The organism is Methylocystis sp. H4A (assembly GCF_015709545.1).
Lineage (GTDB): Bacteria > Pseudomonadota > Alphaproteobacteria > Rhizobiales > Beijerinckiaceae > Methylocystis > Methylocystis silviterrae.
In genome coordinates, this window is the sequence record NZ_JADNQY010000024.1 from 1 (window position 1) to 16,885 (window position 16,885).

Here is a 16,885-nt window from a genome sequence, read left to right on the forward strand (position 1 = left end):
CAAATGGATTTGTTCGACGAGGTGGGTCAGCGTTGGACGCTGCGGCTTCAGATAGACTTCCCGGATCGTCTGGCGGATCAACTTATGACGCGATTTGTCGAGAGCGAGCGCCCCTTTCGATCGGCCTCGCGGCTTCGGCTGAAGCGCCTCAACGGTGGGCGTTTCGCGATAGATCGCGACGAGGCGATAAAGTGTCGCGCGACTGATCCCGAGGTCCAAAGCAACATCTTCGACGTCGCTTGTTCGTAGCCGGTCGCCCGCGGAGCGGCCTAACAATTCTCTGATGGCCTCCTCGCGTCGACATGCCTCTAACCACTGCGGGTCGTCGGACCCCGTCGTGTCGGCGTCATCAGGGCAGGGCGCGTTCTCATTATTGCTGTTCATTTTTCGGCCGCGTCCATGAGAAATGGTTGAGCCGCAAATTCTCAATTCAACTGTACATCATTCGGGCGTTTTCTCAATTCAAATGTATACGCGTAAATCAGCAGCGTTTCGTAACGCATTGAAATTCAACAGGCCGATTTCTCAATTTCTGATGTGTCCTGACACGCAGTGGGCGAAGGTCGGCGGCGTTCAACACGACGCGGCCAGCGCGCACTTCTTCGCCGCCGGCGCCAGTCTTGCCCGCCTCGACCAGCTTTTGCGTTGCCCCGGAGGCGATATTTCGCGCGCCGGAATCGGCTCCGCCGATGTTTCGCGCGCCGACGGAAGAGCCGCCGATGCTTCGAGCCCCGGCAAAAACTTCGGGGAAGGAGGCCTCGAACCCGTTTTTGCCGGCGCCCTGCGGCAGCGCCTCGCCTTGCGCGCCGCAACCGCCTGCGCCGCGATAGCGCGTCTGCGCGAAGACGAAGGCGCCCTGCGCGACGCCGAACATCTCGCCGGCTTCGACGCGGCGCCGACGCCCGGCGGCCGCCTGCATCGGCTGTGGCGCCTGTTCACAACGCCTTCTGTGCGGCTCGATGCGCGCGTCGTGAGAGTCGCGGCCGATTGTCTCGATTTACCGCCGGCCATCGATTGCGAAGCGGTCGCCGCCCTTGTGGATGAGCGGTCGACAGCTGAGAATCCGCTCAATGCTGCGGCCCGCGTGAGCGCGCTAGCGCTGGGCGTCATCGGTGACGCGGCGCAATTCGACGCCGAAATTTTTGCGCTGTGGTTCGCCGATCTTGTGTTGGCGCGGCGCCTCGCGTGGCAGGCGCCGCTGCCGCTGTTGGCGACGACGATCACGCATCCATCGATGCGCACGGCGACCGGACGCCGACCACGGCCGAGCGATGCCGATTGGGATTTGAGCGCCGCGCGCGCCATGGCGCGCGCGGCGCAAGAGTCTTACGCGCTGGCGACAGAACTGTCGCGGCGTTCCAATATACTGTTGAGCGTTGCGCCAAAATTGCGCGCCAAAAAGGCGGCGCGCGTCGTCGATTTGTTGCTCGCCGACGATTGCGTTTCGCCGACGCGGGCGGCGACGTCGGCCGGCCTTTCCGATCGCGCCACGCGGCGTTTGTTCGATCGGTTGATGGCGCTTGGCGCCGTGCGCGAACTCTCCGGTCGCGCCAATTTTCGACTTTACGGACTGTGACATGAAAAGGATGCCGACATGCCGTCGATGAAGGCGCATCGACAGGACAGTGCGCCGCCGCCAAACCGTCGTGTGCCGCGGCGCGATGGGGATTTGCTGTTCGACGCCGATCTTTCCGATCTGCCACAGGCGATGCGCTGGCGCGAATGGATGGGGCGCGTCGAAGCGGCGATCTTCGCCGCGCCGTCGCCGGTCACGCGCGACGCGCTCACCAAACTGGTCGGGCGCGATTGCAATTTTGATGATTTGATTTGCGACATTCGCGAAGATTTGCGGGCAAGGCCCTATGACCTCGTTCTCGTCGCCGGCGGCTATCAACTGCGCACCAAACCGCGCTACGCCGACGCCATTCGCGTCCTGAACAACGGCGCCCACGCCGCCGGACCGCCAGCGCTGACGCCGACCGAACTCCTCACCGTGACGGCGATCGCCTATCTGCAGCCAGCGACGCGCGCGGAGCTGTCGCAGTTTGCAGGGCGAGAAATCAGCCGCGACGTCATTGGAGCGCTCAAGCGCCATCGGCTGATCGACGCCGCATTGCGCGCGCCGGAGCCCGGCGCGCCGTTCGCCTACGTGACGACGAGGAAGTTCCTAGAGGTCTTCGGACTCGCGTCGCTGCGCGATCTCCCCGACATCGAACGGCTCGAAGACGAGGGACTTTTGGAGAGGCCGCAGCCGGAGGCCGATCTTGACGCCCTTCTTTTCGCGGAAGAGGAGGATCTCGAAGAGCATTGGGAATGACCGGTGATAGGGTTCGCAACTCCCTGCCTGCTCGTCGTCCTTTCACGGCGAAAACAGGGGTTCGAATCCCCTTTGGCGCGCCAAGAAAATCAATTGTCCGGACTGAAGACATAGGTAACAGTCTGTTCCTAAGACATGGGTGACAACCTCGGGCCGAAGGGGTTGTCGAGGGGTTGCAAGGTTTTCTGCTCCAGATCGATGAAGCCGAGATCGTAGCTCATGAAGCTGACGAGCCAAATGCCGTCGTCGATTTCCTTGATTCCGAGGCGCTGACCGGCGAGCACGGACGAGATGTTGACGCGCTTTCGATACATGCAGATGCGCCCGCATGAGGTGACCATCACGTCGCGATCGTGCAGCGGATAGTCGATTTCCGGTAATTTCCCGTCATAGGGCTTGGCGGACGGGCGATAGACATCGGCCGGGCGCTTCATGTCGAGCGCTTCGTGCGGCCTTTCGTCGTTGAACTCCTTGATGAACGCGTCGAAGCGGGCCTGTTGCTGCAAGCTGTTCATGCCGGGCGGACGGGTCGCCTCCTTCTTCAAGGTCAGGTGCATGCGCTCGTGGCGGCCGTTCTGCTGAGGATGGCCGGGCTTGATGCGCTCGATCTCGACGCCCAGGCGCAGCCACCAGACGGAGAGCTTGGAGAGGCCGAAGAGGCCGTTGGGGCTGGCGAAGGGAACGCCATTGTCGGAGCGGATGGCGCCGGGGAGGCCGCGCTCACGAAACAGCCGGCCGAAGGCGGTGATCGCCGGGTCCTCTCTGGTCGATTCCAGCGCCTCGCAGAGCAGCAGGAAGCGCGAGGCGTGATCGGTGACGGTGAGCGGATAGCAGTAGCGTCCGGAGCCGAGCTTGAACTCGCCCTTGAAGTCCACACACCAGAGATCATTGGGAGCAAGGCCGGGCGAAAGCTCCGTGCCCTGCGCCCGCGGGCGGCGGCGTCCGAGCGCCTTGACGAGGCCGTGCCGGCACAAGACCGCATGGATCGTGCTGTTGGCGGGGACGCGGAAATCGCCGTCGAGCTTGCGCAGCAGCAGCTCGCGATTCTTGCGCGCGCCCCAATGGGGCTTTTCACGCTTGCAGCGCAGGATGAGGCTTTCAATCTGCTCGGGCAGCTGGTTGGCGTAGCGCACCGGCCGCCGCGAGCGGTCGGTGAGCGCCTCGAGGCCGTGCTCCTTGTAACGATCGAAGATTTTGTATCCCGTCTTGCGCGAGATGCCGAACTCCCGGCACACATCGCTCATCGCCTCGCCGTCGAGCAGACGCGCGACGAACCGAAGACGCTCTTCCATAACCGAACACCCCTTCCAGGGCATTCGACACCTCCCGCCTAGACTGGCGGGAGGTGTCACCCATGTGTCCGGAACAAACTGTCACCCATCTCTCAGGTCGCTCACAATAAGTTGTGATAATAGACTGCGTCGAGCGCCGCTTCGTGCCAACATTTGCCGGATAAGCGTCGGCGAACGTCAGCGGATTCCGTCCCTCCGCCCACGAAAAAGCCCGGTCGTCGCCGGCCGGCTGGAGGTGCGGTGGGAAGGCCAGTCGCCGAGCACTTTTGGCTCGGCGCGGGCCGGTTCGTACGCGCGGAGCGATGCAGGCAACCGCGACCAGCCGCCATAGTTAATGCTATGCTGCCGCCATCTGCGGACGCTTGGTGCAAACTGACGGCCTGAAACCGTCGGTCTTGAGGAGGTCGCAATGGTGAAATTTGGCATCTTGGCGACGCTGGAGGCGAAGATCGGCAAGGAGCACGAGGTTGCAGCGTTCTTGAAATCGGCGCTGCCGCTCGTGGAAGCAGAGCCCGGCACAGTGTCGTGGTTCGCGATCCGAGTGTCACCCACCACTTTCGCCATTTTCGACGTTTTCAATGACGAAGCCGGCAGAGACGCTCATCTTGCTGGGGAAGTCGCGAAAGCGCTCATGGCGAAAGCGCCGGAGCTTTTCTCGCAGCCACCCAAAATCGGGAAGGTTGACGTGCTGGCGGCAAAGCTGGGCTGACAACACAAAAACGCACCGATCGCGTCGACGACTTTTTGCATGCCCGCCTCGGCTTCATCCGCGCGGCCTGTCGATGTGGCCAATTCCGCTTCCCGCACGGCAAGTGCTGGAGCGCATGGGCCGATTTGCTCTTCGGACTGCCTAATGGCAGCGGCGGTTTCCGATACAAGGTTTAGCGCGACGGTGACGGGGTCCGACAGCGGGTCCCTGTGCAGGCGCGCCCATCACGGCAAGGTCGCCTTCGATGCCATGCGGACGGCGCCGGGAACGCCGTTCGTTGCCCTGGCGAGGTGCGCCGCTTTGTCTGCTCCGTCTGCGGCTCCCGGACGTTCATCTGATGCCAGATTGGCCGCCATATCGGGCGCGGGGGTGACACACCCTAGCGGTCTACTCTCTCCTGGGAAGAGTTCCAGCGCATCGCCGACCTAATCGGCCAGCCGCGCTACAACATCGCCCTACGACGCAGATTGAAGTCATCCGGCCAGCGGCTGGCGGCAATGAGCTTGTCCCGATGCGCTGGGGCCTTGTTGCCTCTTTAGTGGAAGAGTCCGCTCAACGAGCTGCCGGCGACATTAAAACGCCCGCGCCAAGACGGTTGGGGCGAAGACGCTACTGCCGCACGACGAGCACTGAGCACTTTGCGTGGTGTACGATGGCGCCGGCGTTGGAGCCAATGAGAAACCGATCCATTCCTGGCCGGTGGGAGCCTACGACGATGACTTCGGCGCCCCACTCCTCGGCCTCCGCCAGAACCTTTTGATAGACGGGACCGAACAGCACAACGGTCGAGATTCGGCCGGTCGGATGATCGATGCTAGCCGCTAGGGCCGCGATCTCCTTCTCAAGGCCTTGCCGAATATCCTTGTCGAAATTTCCCTTGACGTAGTCGAGGAAGGCAATGGGAATAAGCGTCTGCACATTGACCAGCCTGAGTTCGCTATTGAAAGCCCTGGCGAGCGCTGCCGCTTTGTCGATCGCCTGCTTGGTCATCTCAGATTCGGTGAGATCGATCGCGACAAGAATATTTTTGAACATCATCGCCTCCCTGGCTGACCCTTTAAGGCAGCTAGATGCCGAACTCTAATACTCCTTCGCGTATCTTGCCGCCGCGTCAATCGCCACAATCGACTCCCGCAAATTGTGGATTATGATCCTGCCGGCATTCCCTTCCGAGGAATGGCTAGTGGGAGGATATTTCAATGAACCGCAGAATTTTTGTACTCGCGCTGGGTCTTGGAGTCGCGGCCTTCGTAGCGCCCCGCGTCGCGCTCGCCGAGGATCATTTGGCCGAGGCGATTAGCCACACCAAGGAAGCGATCGACCACGGCAAACAAGGTCATGCGGATGTGTTGGTGACGCACGCCGAAGCCGCGCTTAAACACGCTGAAGCGGCGGAAAAAGCGAAGAAGAATGAGCACACCAAGGAAGGAATTACCCATCTGAAGGCGTCAATTACGGAAGGCAATAAAAAGGACGCCAAAGCTGCGACCGGACACGCCGAAGAGGCGTTGACGCATCTGGAAGCGGCGCAGAAATAACCCAAACAGCAAAACCCGCCGTTTCATCCACGGCGGGGCGTTCTGTTGCGCCGACGACGAATTTCGGCGCTCGGGATGATGTAGGGCTCGAAGCCTACGCCGCAAATCCCCGGGCATGAGCCTTGCGCCGATCTTTCGAAGCCGCCCATGCCGTGGCCAAGCATTGCCCCGAACGTCCAGCCGAGCCCGAGGCGCTTGCCGTCTCGGAATCGCTTGTGGGCGTCCCGCATGATCGCGGTGCGGTCGTAAGTCACGGCCTCAGCCTTCTCCGCAAATCGTCCGCCTTGATGGCGCAGCGCTCGGCGCTCTCGACGATGCGCCGAGACGTTCGCATGGCCGCGCCTTGACGTTGCTCAGGTCAGTCATCGGCATGGTCTCCGCACCGTGCCATTGCCGCCTGGCAGGTGCGGCGAATTGAACCAAGAGTCCATATAGTCGCCGTCCAGCTCTCCTTTGTCGCTGTCGTCCTCTTCTTCGTCGCGCGGCCCTGTAGTCCTCTCCCGATCGTCGTCATAGCCGCGCAGCGCCATCTCGGGATGGCCGCTCCCATGGCCCGTCCAGCCGAGCGACGGCTCGGCTTCGTCGACCGCATCGGCCACGCGAGACGCGGCCCAAGCATGTTGCTGATTGACGGCGGTCGTCGCGCCGAGCGTTGGCTCCTCATCGCCGGTCGGCTCAAGCAGCTCGCTTTCGTCCTCGCGGTCGTCGCTAGCTCCTTCGGCCCAGTGCGCCTGGTCCGGACGGCGTCGATCTGGTCCAACAGGTTCAAGAACGCGTCCACGGCGTCGGCGAGCGCCTTGCGCATGCCGGGGCGCAATTCGATAAAGAGCGGCGCCGCGGAGGCGTTGTCGTTGTCGAAGCTCATGACTGCGCTTCCCGCTCTAACACCGCGACGGCGTTGCGGACGGAGTCGCCGATCATGTCGCCGACAAGCATGTCATTGACCACGTCGTCTTCGTCGAGAAAGTCAGCGAGGCGACGGAGCAGCCGTAAGGCGCCCGCGAGCGTCGTCGGTGTGGATTCGAAGACCGCCCGCTGCGCTTCAGTTCGCATTATCTTGCGCCTTCTGCGCGGCCGACTCCGCATCTAATACCTCGCTCGTCTCGGCATTCTGCGCATATGCGTTGTGGGCTTCTAGAACGGCGCGCGCGTTCTGGTATTCTGGCTCAAGGCCGGCGGCTTCAGCACGCATTGTGGCGTTGCCTTTGCGGAGGCGCGCAATCGTGTCGTCTATTTCTTCGTCTGTCATTCCCATGCTGCTTTCGCGCATGGTTTCGAGATGGAGAATGCTGAAGACGCGATTGCCATTAAAGACAACTTCCGGGAGCCTATTGCTCGTGGGCGCGGCGTCCGCCACGGCTTCCCAAGCAGTCCGTTCGATCGCGTGCAGGCGCTCGTATTCTGCGAGAGCCTCAAGCAGCGGATCATCGTCCGCGACGACGCCAGCAATGGCAGGAAGCCCTGCGACGGGCGCAGCGGCGAGGCCGGCGAGCATGGCCCGCCGCGATGGTGTATGAGACAGTTTAGCCATGATGTGAAGCTCCGTTTGCGTTGTGGTCAGGCCGGGAGTGGGGTTCGCGAGATCTCTTCCCGGCCGCTTATCATGCGGTCCCTCTTGAAGTTCAGGCCGCGAATGATCCGGCGAGGCGGCCGGAATGCGTGGTGTAGAGGCGGCATAGGGGCATGCGCGGCGCAGGCCGGTCGGCAACGCAGGAACGGACCGGAAGGCCGACGTTGCTTTCCTCGCGCAGGGGACTGTCAGGAATCTTGTGTGTGTGGGCCATAGTAGAACCGCTGGAGGCGGACTATGGCGATCAAGAAGGACACACTGGACCAACTTCTCTCGGGGCGCGATCCAAAGGAAGTTTTTTCCAAGGACGGGCTTTTCGACGAGCTGAAAAAGGCCCTGGCCGAGCGGGTTCTGAACGCGGAGCTGGACGATCATCTCGATGGCGAAGCAGTGGGTGGTAGAGCCAATCACCGCAATGGCTATTCGAAGAAGACCGTGCTGACCGAGACGTCGAAGATCGACATCAAAATCCCGCGTGACCGGGAAGGAACTTTCGATCCCAAGCTCATCCAGCGTTACCAGCGCCGCTTCCCGGGCTTCGACGAGAAGATCGTGTCAATGTATGCGCGCGGCATGACATGCGTCGCGCGTGGCGGCTGGGGCGCGCCCCGATGGCGGGGCGCGCCCAGTTCGTGAGATCCAGGGCCATCTCCTGGAGCTTTATGGGCTGGAGGTCTCGCCCAATCTCGTCTCGACGATCACCGACGCGGTTTTGGAGACGGTCGCCGAATGGCAGAACCGGCCCTTGGAGGCGATGTATCCGCTGATTTTCTTCGACGCCTTGCGCGTCAAAATCCGCGATGAAGGGCTGGTTCGCAACAAGGCCGTCTATGTCGCGCTGGGCGTTACGCCCGAGGGAACCAAGGATATTCTGGGCCTGTGGATCGAGACTTCCGAGGGCGCCAAATTCTGGCTTCGCGTCATGAACGAGCTGAAGAACCGAGGCATCGACGACATTCTCATCGCCGTGGTGGACGGACTGAAGGGCTTTCCGGACGCGATCAACGCGGTCTTTCCGCAAACGATTGTGCAGACCTGCATCGTGCATCTCATTCGCAACTCCATGGACTTTGCGTCATGGAAGGACCGCAAGGCCATCGCCGCCGAACTGAAGACGATCTATCGCGCGAAAGACGCGGACGCCGGCCGAGAGGCGCTGGAGGCATTCGACGCCGGACCATGGGGTATAAAATATCCAGCTATTGCGCAGAGTTGGCGGCGAAACTGGGAGCAAGTCATTCCGTTTTTCGCCTTTCCCGTCGCGGTGCGTCGGATCATCTACACGACGAACGCCATTGAATCGCTCAACGCGAAATTGCGCCGCGCCGTGCGAACGCGAGGGCATTTTCCAACCGATGAGGCCGCGACGAAGTTGCTGTATCTCGTCTTGCGTCAGGTCGCGGGAGAATGGAAAATGCCGCCACGCGAATGGTGCGAGGCGAAGACCCAATTCGCCATCATGTTCGACGAAAGGTTCGTCGTGGTGTGATGGTCAACCTGGCCCCACACACAAGATTCCTGACAGTCCCCTCGCGCAGGCGAGACGCCTTGGCCTTCTTCCATTCGGAGGACAGCGCCTTGGCGAACCATTCCCGACAGGAGCCGCCGACGCTCTGGCCAACTCCTCTTCCACCTCGTCAGCCGGCTCTATGAGCGCACCTCAGTGATCGTCACAACCAATCTCGCCTTCGGCGAATGGCCCAGCGTCTTCGGCGACGCCAAGATGACGACCGCTCTCCTCGACCGCCTCACCCATCACTGCGACATCGTCGAAACCGGCAACGAAAGCTGGCGCTTCGAAAACCGCGCCTGAGGCCGACGCGCCGCCCAGGCCGCTGCCGTAGTCGGCGTAACTCCGGTCGGGCTACGCCCTCCCTCCGTCACGCCGACTACGGCACAAAACGCACGCCTGAAAAGGGGTCCCTTTTCGGCGCCGATCTGGGGTCCCGGTTCAATGCTGATTGACAGCTTGGGAGCGGGCATTGGCGTTCGCATATCCTAGGAGAGCACAATGAGATTGCCGAGCCTGTGGTCCCGTCAGGACATAGACCCCTTTCGTTCGCTCCGACGCGAGATGGAAGATGCGTTTCGTATCTTCGATACCGGTCTTCCGACCCTGAGTGTCGGAGCGAAAGCGCCTGCGATTAACGTCGCCGAAACGGTTAACGCCATCGAGGTGACGGCCGAACTTCCCGGCGTCGAAGAAAAAGACATTAAAGTAGGCTTAGAAGGCAACCGGCTCACCATCGCCGGCGAGAAAAAAGAAGAAAGCCAAAGGGACGAGAAGGAGTGGCACGTCGAGGAGCGCAGCTACGGCTCGTTCTATCGCTCAATGTCCTTGCCATTCACTCCCGCTGACGGAGCCGTGGAGGCGCATTTAGACAAGGGCGTTCTCCACGTCACCGTCAAGAAACCTGCCGAAGCCGCTAGCGCCGCCAAGACAATCGAAATCCAGGCCGGCCAGCCTCCGAAGCAATCCTGATTGGAGGGCGCAAGACAAATACTCGCACGCGAGTAAATCTCGCGTGCGCTCAGGCAACTGCGTCGTGATTCCTTCTTGCGACAAGCAGGATTGCGCCACCCGCACAGTTTGCAACTCCTCTGAGGTCCCCGCGAGTAGCAGGCGCTGGATTGACGCCGCCGCGGTAAGCGACACTCGGCGGACACATGAATTTCGGCGGCGTCGATTCTGCTGGCGATTTTTCGCCTAAAGGGCCTATGCCTGAAGCGCTTTCATGATTTTCCGCTTAGCCCGCCCTCAGCTGTTGACGGACGAATCGGCTGAATAAACCCCGCTCCTTTGGACTATTTATTGAGGCGTCGCGCTTTTTTTGGCGGTCCGGGACGCCGAAAACCAAGACCCTGTCCGTTTCTAGCCTCTCCAGGAGATCAAGAAACCGATCTGGAAGCGGCTCACCAAGGATGTCACCGTACATGGCGCGGAGCTGTTCGCCGATTAGGTCTTCGACCTTTTGGGGGAGCAAGCGAGGTTGACCCATCTGACACCTTTAGGCGACATAAATGACAGACTCAGGGTCAGCTCGGGTTGCGGCCACAATATGAAGAAGTGACAGTGGCGTGTAAGTGAGCGCCGATTTTTAAAATTTATGACAAATTGGCTGCGGGTATGGGCATCTAGACTAGCAAAGCACGGCGTTGTGGGTGATTGCTGCGAAGGCGGAGCTCAAGCTGAAGTGTTGAAAACGAAGACTCCACAATTATGATGCGGCGCTGCCCGCCAGTCGCTGTTTCAAGCCACGCGCCCGCCGCGGACTTAGCGACGACCAACGTTAAGCTGCCGAAGACTGAAACCGAGGAGAGCTTTGCGCGACGATTGTGGCGCGCGCATTTGGAGGCGTCTATGTTGAACTTCGTCGTCGCTTTCGCCATCTTGTTCCTTGCCGCCTCGGCCAGCGCCAAGGCGGACGAAGTAGAGATCAAAGGCTTTCACCAGAAAATCAAAGCTGAACTCTCGGACCTTGGCCAACTCGCCGAGCTCAACGGCAAGTACCGTATCCGCGTGACGCAGACGACCATCGACCCAGGGGGCTACATGCATGCGCATCTTCACCTCGGGCCGGGGCTGCGCTGCGTCCTTTCCGGGGAGATGACCTATACGCTCGGCGGAACGCCGACCATTTACAGGGCGGGCGATTGTTTCGCAGAGACCGGCTCGGTCGCCCATGAATCGAGCAACACTGGCGCAGCTCCGGTCGAACTTCTGACCTTCGAACTGCTGCCCGCCAGCGCGCCGGAAGGCAAAGGTTCGGCGATCCCGGTTCCGGCGAAATAAACCAGAACCCCGGGATGGTTCAGATGCAAAGGGCAAGTCTCGTTGTCGCAGCTGCGTGCACCGTGCGAAATGATAGACCTTTGAGATGAGCGGGAAGTTCAATAAATGAACCATAAGCATCGGACAATTCTGCACGCCTTGTTCGCGCATCCAATGAGTAGCAACATCGATCCAAAGATCGTCAAGTCAATGTTGGAAGAGCTGGGAGCTGAAATAACTCGTACTCGGCACAACCATTTATTGGTGACGCTGAGCGGCTTTTCCCATGGATTCCACGACGTCCATCATAGCCTTCCAAAAGACGAAATTGCCGCCCTGCGCAAATTCCTGACGGACGCCGGGATCGATCCTGCGCGCGACTATCCTCTTTAAACCAGCGGTGAGCGACAGGTCACGACATGTGATGGCTCGTCGGGGCCTGTCGCGCCTCGTCGAGGATCGTCGCGATCAGACGCGGTGCGTTCTATTATGATTTACGACGGAGAAGCTTTGCCAGGTCGTGCGCGGCGGCGAGCAAGTCGTGAGATAGACGCCACCACAAAAGCCGGAATGGCGCATGTGCATGCGTTCGCCGAAAATATTCCTCTCGCTCCTGGGAGGAGCGCTCCCAGTGCCGATACGTGCGCGCCATGAACTCGTCAAAGGATTCCTGCCGTGGCGGTGGGGAAGTGCTCGCGGAAGAGCCCGCCGGCCGTCCGCATCGGGCGAGCGCGTACTCATAGGCTGCGGTCAGTTGGACGAATGCTTCGTGCGATCCGCTCTTCTTGTCGGGGTGTCGCTCGTGCGCGAGCAGCCGATACGCCGCCTTGATCTCCACGGCCGTCGCAGATCGCGCGACGCCGAGGATACTGTATGGATCGGTGCTCGTCATGCTACCGACGGTGGGAAACGTTTCTAATTGCCGCGCACGGTTAGGCGCGCATCCGTCTGCAATGGGACCGCGAGAAAATTGTTTTCGTTCGCGACCATGACGGTGATCGTAACGGGCACGGTCGTCATGCCCGAAACGTCACTCGGCTTGCAGCTCGTGTTTTCCATCACGATCGTTCCTGACACGCGCGCCTTGTCGGGAACGAAGCGCATGACACGATCGCGATACGATTTGTTGCGCTGCAACTGGATCGCCAGTGCGTCATCGAATAGTTCGAGCCCCGAGCCGCTTTCGACCTCTGAGCAAGGACCAGCTGAGATGCCCCTGCGCTTAACGGCCAAGCTCAGAGGCATGCCTGAATTATTTTCAATAGTGTATGCAATGCGAGCGGCAATAGGAATTGGATCGCCTGTGGGCGTCCCTTGAATGTAGAGCGTATTGCTTTGCGCCAGCATGCTGTTGACGGTGAGCTTCAGCGCGTCGGCCTTGAGCCGGTTAGCGAAGCTGTCCGGCGTGATGTCATCGGCAAAAGCTAGCGACGGAAGAAGCGCAAATAAAACGGCGATGATCCGCGTGTGATCCCCCTCAAATATCGGGGAAGGGAAGCGCGGCTTTGCTAACGAGTCAAGGCGTCAGAAGCCGCGCGCACAGCAGACAAAAAAGGAGCGCCCGAAGGCGCTCAGTAAAGATCGATCGAAGGCACGTCCTTCTCGTCCATTAAGAGGCGAGCACGTTCACGCCGTTAATGGTGATATCGGCGAGGAAGGCGACGACATTAGCGACGCCATGCGCGGAAGCCTGCAACACCTGCAACGGGTCCCGCGCGACATAGGCCATCGCCCCGTTCCGGCATGGGCTCGACACGCGCAGCCTCAATTGTGCCGTCGGCGTTCCAAAACATCAGAAGGTCTGTCCACAGAGCATCAAGCTGATCTTCCCAACGGGAAAGAACCCTTTTTTAAAAGGCTTGCGGGGGAGCGATGCGCCTTCAGATGCGTCGAGTCGATCATGATGCGCTTGGACTTGGGGCGTTCGCCGACGACCGCCGCGAAGATGCGGTCGAAGACCCCGAGCCGCTAGCGGATGAACCGGTTGAAGAGAGTCTTGTGCGGCCCACAGTCTTTGGGCGCATCCATCCGTTGCAGACCATGCTTGATCACATAGACGATTCAGCTGACTACCCGACGATCGTCAACCCGCCGCACTCCGTGCGCCAACGGAAAATACGGCGATATCCGTGCCATCTGGCGCGCGCTGAGCAAAAAACAAATCATTCATCAAAGCCTCCATCTCGGAGACTTTGAATCGCGCCTCAATCAAAATTGATAGGTCCTGAGCCTAGCTGTCGGTCTGTTTGACCTTTGAAAAGTCAGCCCACCTGAACCGCACACCGACGCTCGCCGCATCTTCTCGCTCGACGAGCCCGAAGGCTCGGACAAGTATTCATGGGCCTGGCGCTTAAAGGCGCTCATACCCTCGATTGTTATGGATGACGAGGCAGAAGAGGGCGGCTCAACACAAGCATGGGCGCATGGCACACTTGAAGCCAATTTTGGCAAACTTGGCCCCCTGTGGGTGATCAAGCCTTCGTTAAATCTGTGCAACATAGCTCATCACGAGCGAGAGCGGGTGAGAGTATTACTATGCAAACAGGCGCTAAGAGCCAGCGGCTCAATGGAAATGTCCTATACGCGATAGCTGTTGCAATCTGGATCGTGGCGATATGGGTCACCGCATTTTACGTTGCAAGTGCAGCTATAGCAGATGAAAGCGCCGGTGTCGGAGGCAATAGCTTTCTACTTGGCTCTACCATGGCGACAGCCGGGGTCCTCACTTTCTTTTCGATTCGGGAGTTTCTTGGGGCGTACAGGCAATGTCACGTGACGGAGGCTTCACGTCCTGTCGGCGCTGACCGCTGTAATCCAGATCAAGCTAAGGAGAAAGTCCAATGACTAAGCCAGGATTGTTTGTTGCTCTTGAAGCCAAGGTGGGAAAAGAGAAGCAATTAGCTACCTTCTTGAGAGACGCGCTGCCACTCGTCGAGGCAGAACCAAATACCGCCAGCTGGTTTGCAATCCAGATGAGCCTGTCAAGGTTTGGTATTTTCGATACCTTTCCGGACGAGAAGGGGCGCGAGGCCCATCTCTCTGGAGGAGTAGCCAAAGCACTAATGGCGAACGCTCCGGATCTCCTGGAGAAGCCTCCATCAATAGAAAAAATTGAGATCTTGGTTGAAAAACTCCCCAACCGATGACCAAATGAACGAGCGTCAACGCCGGACCAGTAAACCGGAGGCGGAATTGGTGTCGGGGGCGGCGCTGTGCTGACCCCAAGCAGGCTGGCTATGGAAATTGTCGTGCTCGGCTTCAACGGCTGCCTAGGAGCCGGATTCGTTGGCTCAGTCGATATGCTGAAGCTCAGCTCGCTAATGATCAGCAAAGAGGACAACCGTCAGCCTTTCAAGACTTTGACGGCGAGTTTTAATGGCAAGCCATTTGAAGATAGTAGCGGGCGCGCTCTAAGTGTAGAAAAGAGCGTCACTGCGATCAAGGCGTCAAGCGCGATAGTGGTACCTGGCTATCTATGCGACGACAATGCTGACTTCCTGTCAACGCCGCAGATTGGTACATTGGCCGCGTGGCTTCGCCGTCAACATGCACTTGGTGCTTTGGTATGCGCTTCGTGTAGCGGCGTGTTTATTCTTGGCGAAGCTGGGTTACTTGATGGTCGCCGTTGCACAACCACGTGGTGGCGTCACGATGAATTGAAAAGCCGCTATCCGCGAGCCGACGCTATATGGGGCGCTCCGCTCATCGAGGACGAGAGGATAGTAACGTCGGGCGGGCCTTTATCGTGGGTTGACTTGTGTTTGCATGTCATTCGTTCGCTGTGTGGTGGAGATGCTGCAAAGATAGCTGCTGATTTCGCGGTCGTCGACACGGCCCCCTCGACGCGCTCGGTATATGCTCCACTTAGTCATTTTGCTGCGGCGAACGCCTTCTTGCTTGAAGCGGAGCACGTCGTCCGGCTAGCTGGAGAGGACCCTATGACAGCGCAAGACCTCGCACGCGCACTTGGCATGTCGAGTCGGACTTTGAATCGGCGGCTAAAAGAGGCGACCAGCGAGACGCCAAAGCAATTTATTGATCGCGTGCGCTTCGAAACCGCTCGAATGCTACTTGAGACGACAAAATGCTCGCTGAAGCAACTGGCTGCAAGCTCTGGGTATTCGGATGCAGCGAGCTTTCGACGAGCATTTTATCGATACTCCGGCATGACGCCTGGGGCTTACCGTACCCAGAGTCGCAATCGACAAACTTAGGCTCCGGACCCATAAAGAGTCCCATCGGTTCGAATTTCTGACTCGGGGCTTCGGAGAGGGAGGCAGCTAATGATTCGCAATTTTTTCTGGCTTGACTGTCACGGAACGCACGTCAAAGACAGTTCCGTAAGCGTCGAATGCGTGTGCTGCCACAGTCACCCTCCAGCATGAGCCACGCCTATGTTCGAACTTCTTCCGCTCGAGCACAATGTGCCCGCTGAGAGGGGCTCGTTTAGCGACGTGGGCGCTCCGGTCTGCTTTGTTCGCGTGCAAATAAGGTCATATCTCTCGGCGGGAGGCGAGAGGGGCCTGTCATCATCACTACAAACCTCACCGAATGAATCACGAGTACACGTTTCACGCAGTCCCTCGGCGCGCTTTTATCCATGCCCTATAGGCACCTGGGGTCATTCCAGAATACCGCTGAAATGCGCGGCGAAAGCTAGTTTGATCTGAGTATCCTGAGGTCTGCGACAACTCTTTAACGGAATGTGCAGTCGTCTCGAGCAGCGTTCGAGTGATTTCAAAACGTACTCGATCGATGAAGCCTTTCGGAGTTTCTCCTGAGGTTTCTTTAAGGCGTCTGTGGAGCGTCCTCTCTGAGGAATTGAGCGCAACTGCGAGTTGCCGGGCTGTTAGCGGTGCATCACCGGCCTGGCGAACCACCCTCTCAGCTTCAAGCAAGAACCGGTTGGACGCTGCCAAATGTCCGGGAGGGACATAAATGGTTTGAGTTGATGGCGTCGTGTCAACAACCGTGAAATCTGCAGCCTCTTTCGCGGCGTCACCACCGCAAAGAGAGCGAATGACGTGGAGCGAAAGGTCGATCCATGAAAGCGGCCCGCCCGCAGTTACAACACGATTTTCTTCAATAAGAGACGCACCCCACGCGACCTGTGCGCGTGGATAATTGGCCTTCAAATCATCGTGCCGCCACCACGTTGTTGTGCAACGGCGACCATCAAGTAGCCCAGCCTCGCCAAGAATGAAGACCCCGTTGCAGGAGGCGCACACAATTGCGCCAAGCGCATGTTGATGCCTCAACCAGGCCGCGATTGCACCAATTTCGATAGAGAGTGACAGACGATTATTACCATCACATATGTAAGCTGGGACGATGACAGCGCTGCAAGACTTGATCGAATCAAGGCCCTTATCTACCTCCTGCCGCCTACGGTTTCCGTCATCAAAAGGCGCGCCATTAAAGCTCGCGGTAACGACTTCAAACGGCAGCGGTCTACCTGGCTTCGTGAGCATCCGAAGACTCATCGTAAGCATGTCATAGGGACCCAGAAACGCAGACCCGATGCAATCGCGATAGCCAAGGACAACAACATCCATTGCGACGCCCTGACGTTTGGCAGACTTTGTCTCGAGTTTGGCAAACTCGATGGCAAGCCCGGTATTCTTATTGTCAAACGAGACTAGCTGTAATCGATCTCAAGGTCGAGCACATTTCCCTCACGGGAGGAA

Annotated in this window: 19 protein-coding genes and 3 pseudogenes; 11 read left to right on the plus strand and 11 right to left on the minus strand. The window is 59.3% G+C overall.

Annotated features, from left to right (window positions below):
* Window positions 1-384: pseudogene (locus IYW40_RS10265) on the minus strand (transposase); the annotation flags it as partial.
* A gap of 82 nt (window positions 385-466) precedes the next feature.
* Between IYW40_RS10265 and IYW40_RS10270 the strand changes: the two are divergent.
* Together IYW40_RS10270 and IYW40_RS10275 are read left to right on the plus strand one after the other, a co-directional pair.
* Entirely contained in the window at window positions 467-1,576 is a 1,110-nt protein-coding gene (locus IYW40_RS10270) for a DUF1403 family protein (RefSeq protein ID WP_109026968.1), read from the plus strand.
* Between the two features lie 18 nt (window positions 1,577-1,594).
* A complete protein-coding gene (locus IYW40_RS10275; RefSeq protein ID WP_109026966.1) occupies window positions 1,595-2,317 on the plus strand; it encodes an SMC-Scp complex subunit ScpB in 723 nt (240 codons plus the stop codon).
* Window positions 2,318-2,445: 128 nt separating this feature from the next.
* On the opposite strand, the gene IYW40_RS10280 is transcribed toward IYW40_RS10275, so the two are convergent.
* A complete protein-coding gene (locus tag IYW40_RS10280) occupies window positions 2,446-3,633 on the minus strand; it encodes an integrase core domain-containing protein (RefSeq protein ID WP_109026963.1) in 1,188 nt (395 codons plus the stop codon).
* 385 nt (window positions 3,634-4,018) lie between these two features.
* Between IYW40_RS10280 and IYW40_RS10285 the strand changes: the two genes are divergently transcribed.
* Entirely contained in the window at window positions 4,019-4,318 is a 300-nt protein-coding gene (locus tag IYW40_RS10285) for an antibiotic biosynthesis monooxygenase (RefSeq protein ID WP_109026961.1), read from the plus strand.
* 609 nt (window positions 4,319-4,927) lie between these two features.
* Here the strand turns inward: IYW40_RS10285 and IYW40_RS10290 are convergent.
* Window positions 4,928-5,353, minus strand: a complete 426-nt coding sequence (locus tag IYW40_RS10290; RefSeq protein ID WP_109026984.1) for a universal stress protein — start codon at window positions 5,351-5,353, stop codon at window positions 4,928-4,930.
* A gap of 164 nt (window positions 5,354-5,517) precedes the next feature.
* Here IYW40_RS10290 and smbP point away from each other — a divergent pair, with 164 nt between their 5' ends.
* Window positions 5,518-5,856: a small metal-binding protein SmbP gene (smbP, locus tag IYW40_RS10295; protein WP_109026958.1), complete on the plus strand. Its 339-nt coding sequence runs from the start codon at window positions 5,518-5,520 to the stop codon at window positions 5,854-5,856.
* A gap of 23 nt (window positions 5,857-5,879) precedes the next feature.
* On the opposite strand, the gene IYW40_RS10300 is transcribed toward smbP, so the two are convergent.
* The 4 genes from IYW40_RS10300 to IYW40_RS10315 all read right to left on the minus strand — a co-directional run bounded on the left by IYW40_RS10300 (window position 5,880) and on the right by IYW40_RS10315 (window position 7,351).
* A complete protein-coding gene (locus IYW40_RS10300; RefSeq protein WP_124740581.1) occupies window positions 5,880-6,110 on the minus strand; it encodes a hypothetical protein in 231 nt (76 codons plus the stop codon).
* A gap of 108 nt (window positions 6,111-6,218) precedes the next feature.
* Complete coding sequence (locus IYW40_RS10305) at window positions 6,219-6,455, minus strand: hypothetical protein (RefSeq protein WP_124740580.1); 237 nt, start codon at window positions 6,453-6,455, stop codon at window positions 6,219-6,221.
* 262 nt (window positions 6,456-6,717) lie between these two features.
* Complete coding sequence (locus IYW40_RS10310; RefSeq protein WP_109026945.1) at window positions 6,718-6,909, minus strand: hypothetical protein; 192 nt, start codon at window positions 6,907-6,909, stop codon at window positions 6,718-6,720.
* Entirely contained in the window at window positions 6,899-7,351 is a 453-nt protein-coding gene (locus IYW40_RS10315; RefSeq protein WP_109026941.1) for a hypothetical protein, read from the minus strand. Before IYW40_RS10315 ends, IYW40_RS10310 begins: the two co-directional genes overlap by 11 nt.
* Window positions 7,352-7,663: 312 nt before the next feature.
* Here IYW40_RS10315 and IYW40_RS10320 point away from each other — a divergent pair.
* The 3 genes and pseudogenes from IYW40_RS10320 to IYW40_RS10330 all read left to right on the plus strand — a co-directional run bounded on the left by IYW40_RS10320 (window position 7,664) and on the right by IYW40_RS10330 (window position 9,908).
* Window positions 7,664-8,915 (plus strand): annotated as a pseudogene (locus tag IYW40_RS10320) (IS256 family transposase).
* A 126-nt stretch (window positions 8,916-9,041) separates the two neighbouring features.
* Window positions 9,042-9,239: pseudogene (locus tag IYW40_RS10325) on the plus strand (ATP-binding protein); the annotation flags it as partial.
* A gap of 198 nt (window positions 9,240-9,437) precedes the next feature.
* On the plus strand, window positions 9,438-9,908 hold the full coding sequence (locus tag IYW40_RS10330; RefSeq protein WP_109026938.1) for an Hsp20/alpha crystallin family protein: 471 nt from the start codon (window positions 9,438-9,440) through the stop codon (window positions 9,906-9,908).
* 265 nt (window positions 9,909-10,173) lie between these two features.
* On the opposite strand, the gene IYW40_RS22095 is transcribed toward IYW40_RS10330, so the two are convergent.
* Window positions 10,174-10,425, minus strand: a complete 252-nt coding sequence (locus IYW40_RS22095) for a NepR family anti-sigma factor (RefSeq protein ID WP_109026933.1) — start codon at window positions 10,423-10,425, stop codon at window positions 10,174-10,176.
* Between the two features lie 362 nt (window positions 10,426-10,787).
* Between IYW40_RS22095 and IYW40_RS10340 the strand changes: the two genes are divergently transcribed.
* A complete protein-coding gene (locus IYW40_RS10340; RefSeq protein WP_158273655.1) occupies window positions 10,788-11,219 on the plus strand; it encodes a cupin domain-containing protein in 432 nt (143 codons plus the stop codon).
* 105 nt (window positions 11,220-11,324) lie between these two features.
* Entirely contained in the window at window positions 11,325-11,591 is a 267-nt protein-coding gene (locus IYW40_RS10345; RefSeq protein ID WP_109026924.1) for a hypothetical protein, read from the plus strand.
* A 94-nt stretch (window positions 11,592-11,685) separates the two neighbouring features.
* Here the strand turns inward: IYW40_RS10345 and IYW40_RS22100 are convergent, their stop codons facing one another.
* Together IYW40_RS22100 and IYW40_RS10355 are read right to left on the minus strand one after the other, a co-directional pair.
* Window positions 11,686-12,090 carry a J domain-containing protein gene (locus tag IYW40_RS22100; RefSeq protein ID WP_192879626.1) on the minus strand — a complete coding sequence of 135 codons (405 nt, stop codon included), beginning with the start codon at window positions 12,088-12,090 and terminating at the stop codon, window positions 11,686-11,688.
* 23 nt (window positions 12,091-12,113) lie between these two features.
* Entirely contained in the window at window positions 12,114-12,545 is a 432-nt protein-coding gene (locus IYW40_RS10355) for a hypothetical protein (RefSeq protein WP_109026923.1), read from the minus strand.
* A gap of 1,493 nt (window positions 12,546-14,038) precedes the next feature.
* Between IYW40_RS10355 and IYW40_RS10360 the strand changes: the two genes are divergently transcribed.
* Both IYW40_RS10360 and IYW40_RS10365 read left to right on the plus strand, forming a co-directional pair.
* A complete protein-coding gene (locus tag IYW40_RS10360; RefSeq protein WP_109026922.1) occupies window positions 14,039-14,344 on the plus strand; it encodes an antibiotic biosynthesis monooxygenase in 306 nt (101 codons plus the stop codon).
* Between the two features lie 90 nt (window positions 14,345-14,434).
* Window positions 14,435-15,412: a helix-turn-helix domain-containing protein gene (locus tag IYW40_RS10365; protein ID WP_109026921.1), complete on the plus strand. Its 978-nt coding sequence runs from the start codon at window positions 14,435-14,437 to the stop codon at window positions 15,410-15,412.
* A 357-nt stretch (window positions 15,413-15,769) separates the two neighbouring features.
* Here IYW40_RS10365 and IYW40_RS10370 read toward each other — a convergent pair whose 3' ends face one another.
* Entirely contained in the window at window positions 15,770-16,753 is a 984-nt protein-coding gene (locus IYW40_RS10370; RefSeq protein WP_109026920.1) for a helix-turn-helix domain-containing protein, read from the minus strand.
* Window positions 16,754-16,885: the final 132 nt, after the last annotated feature.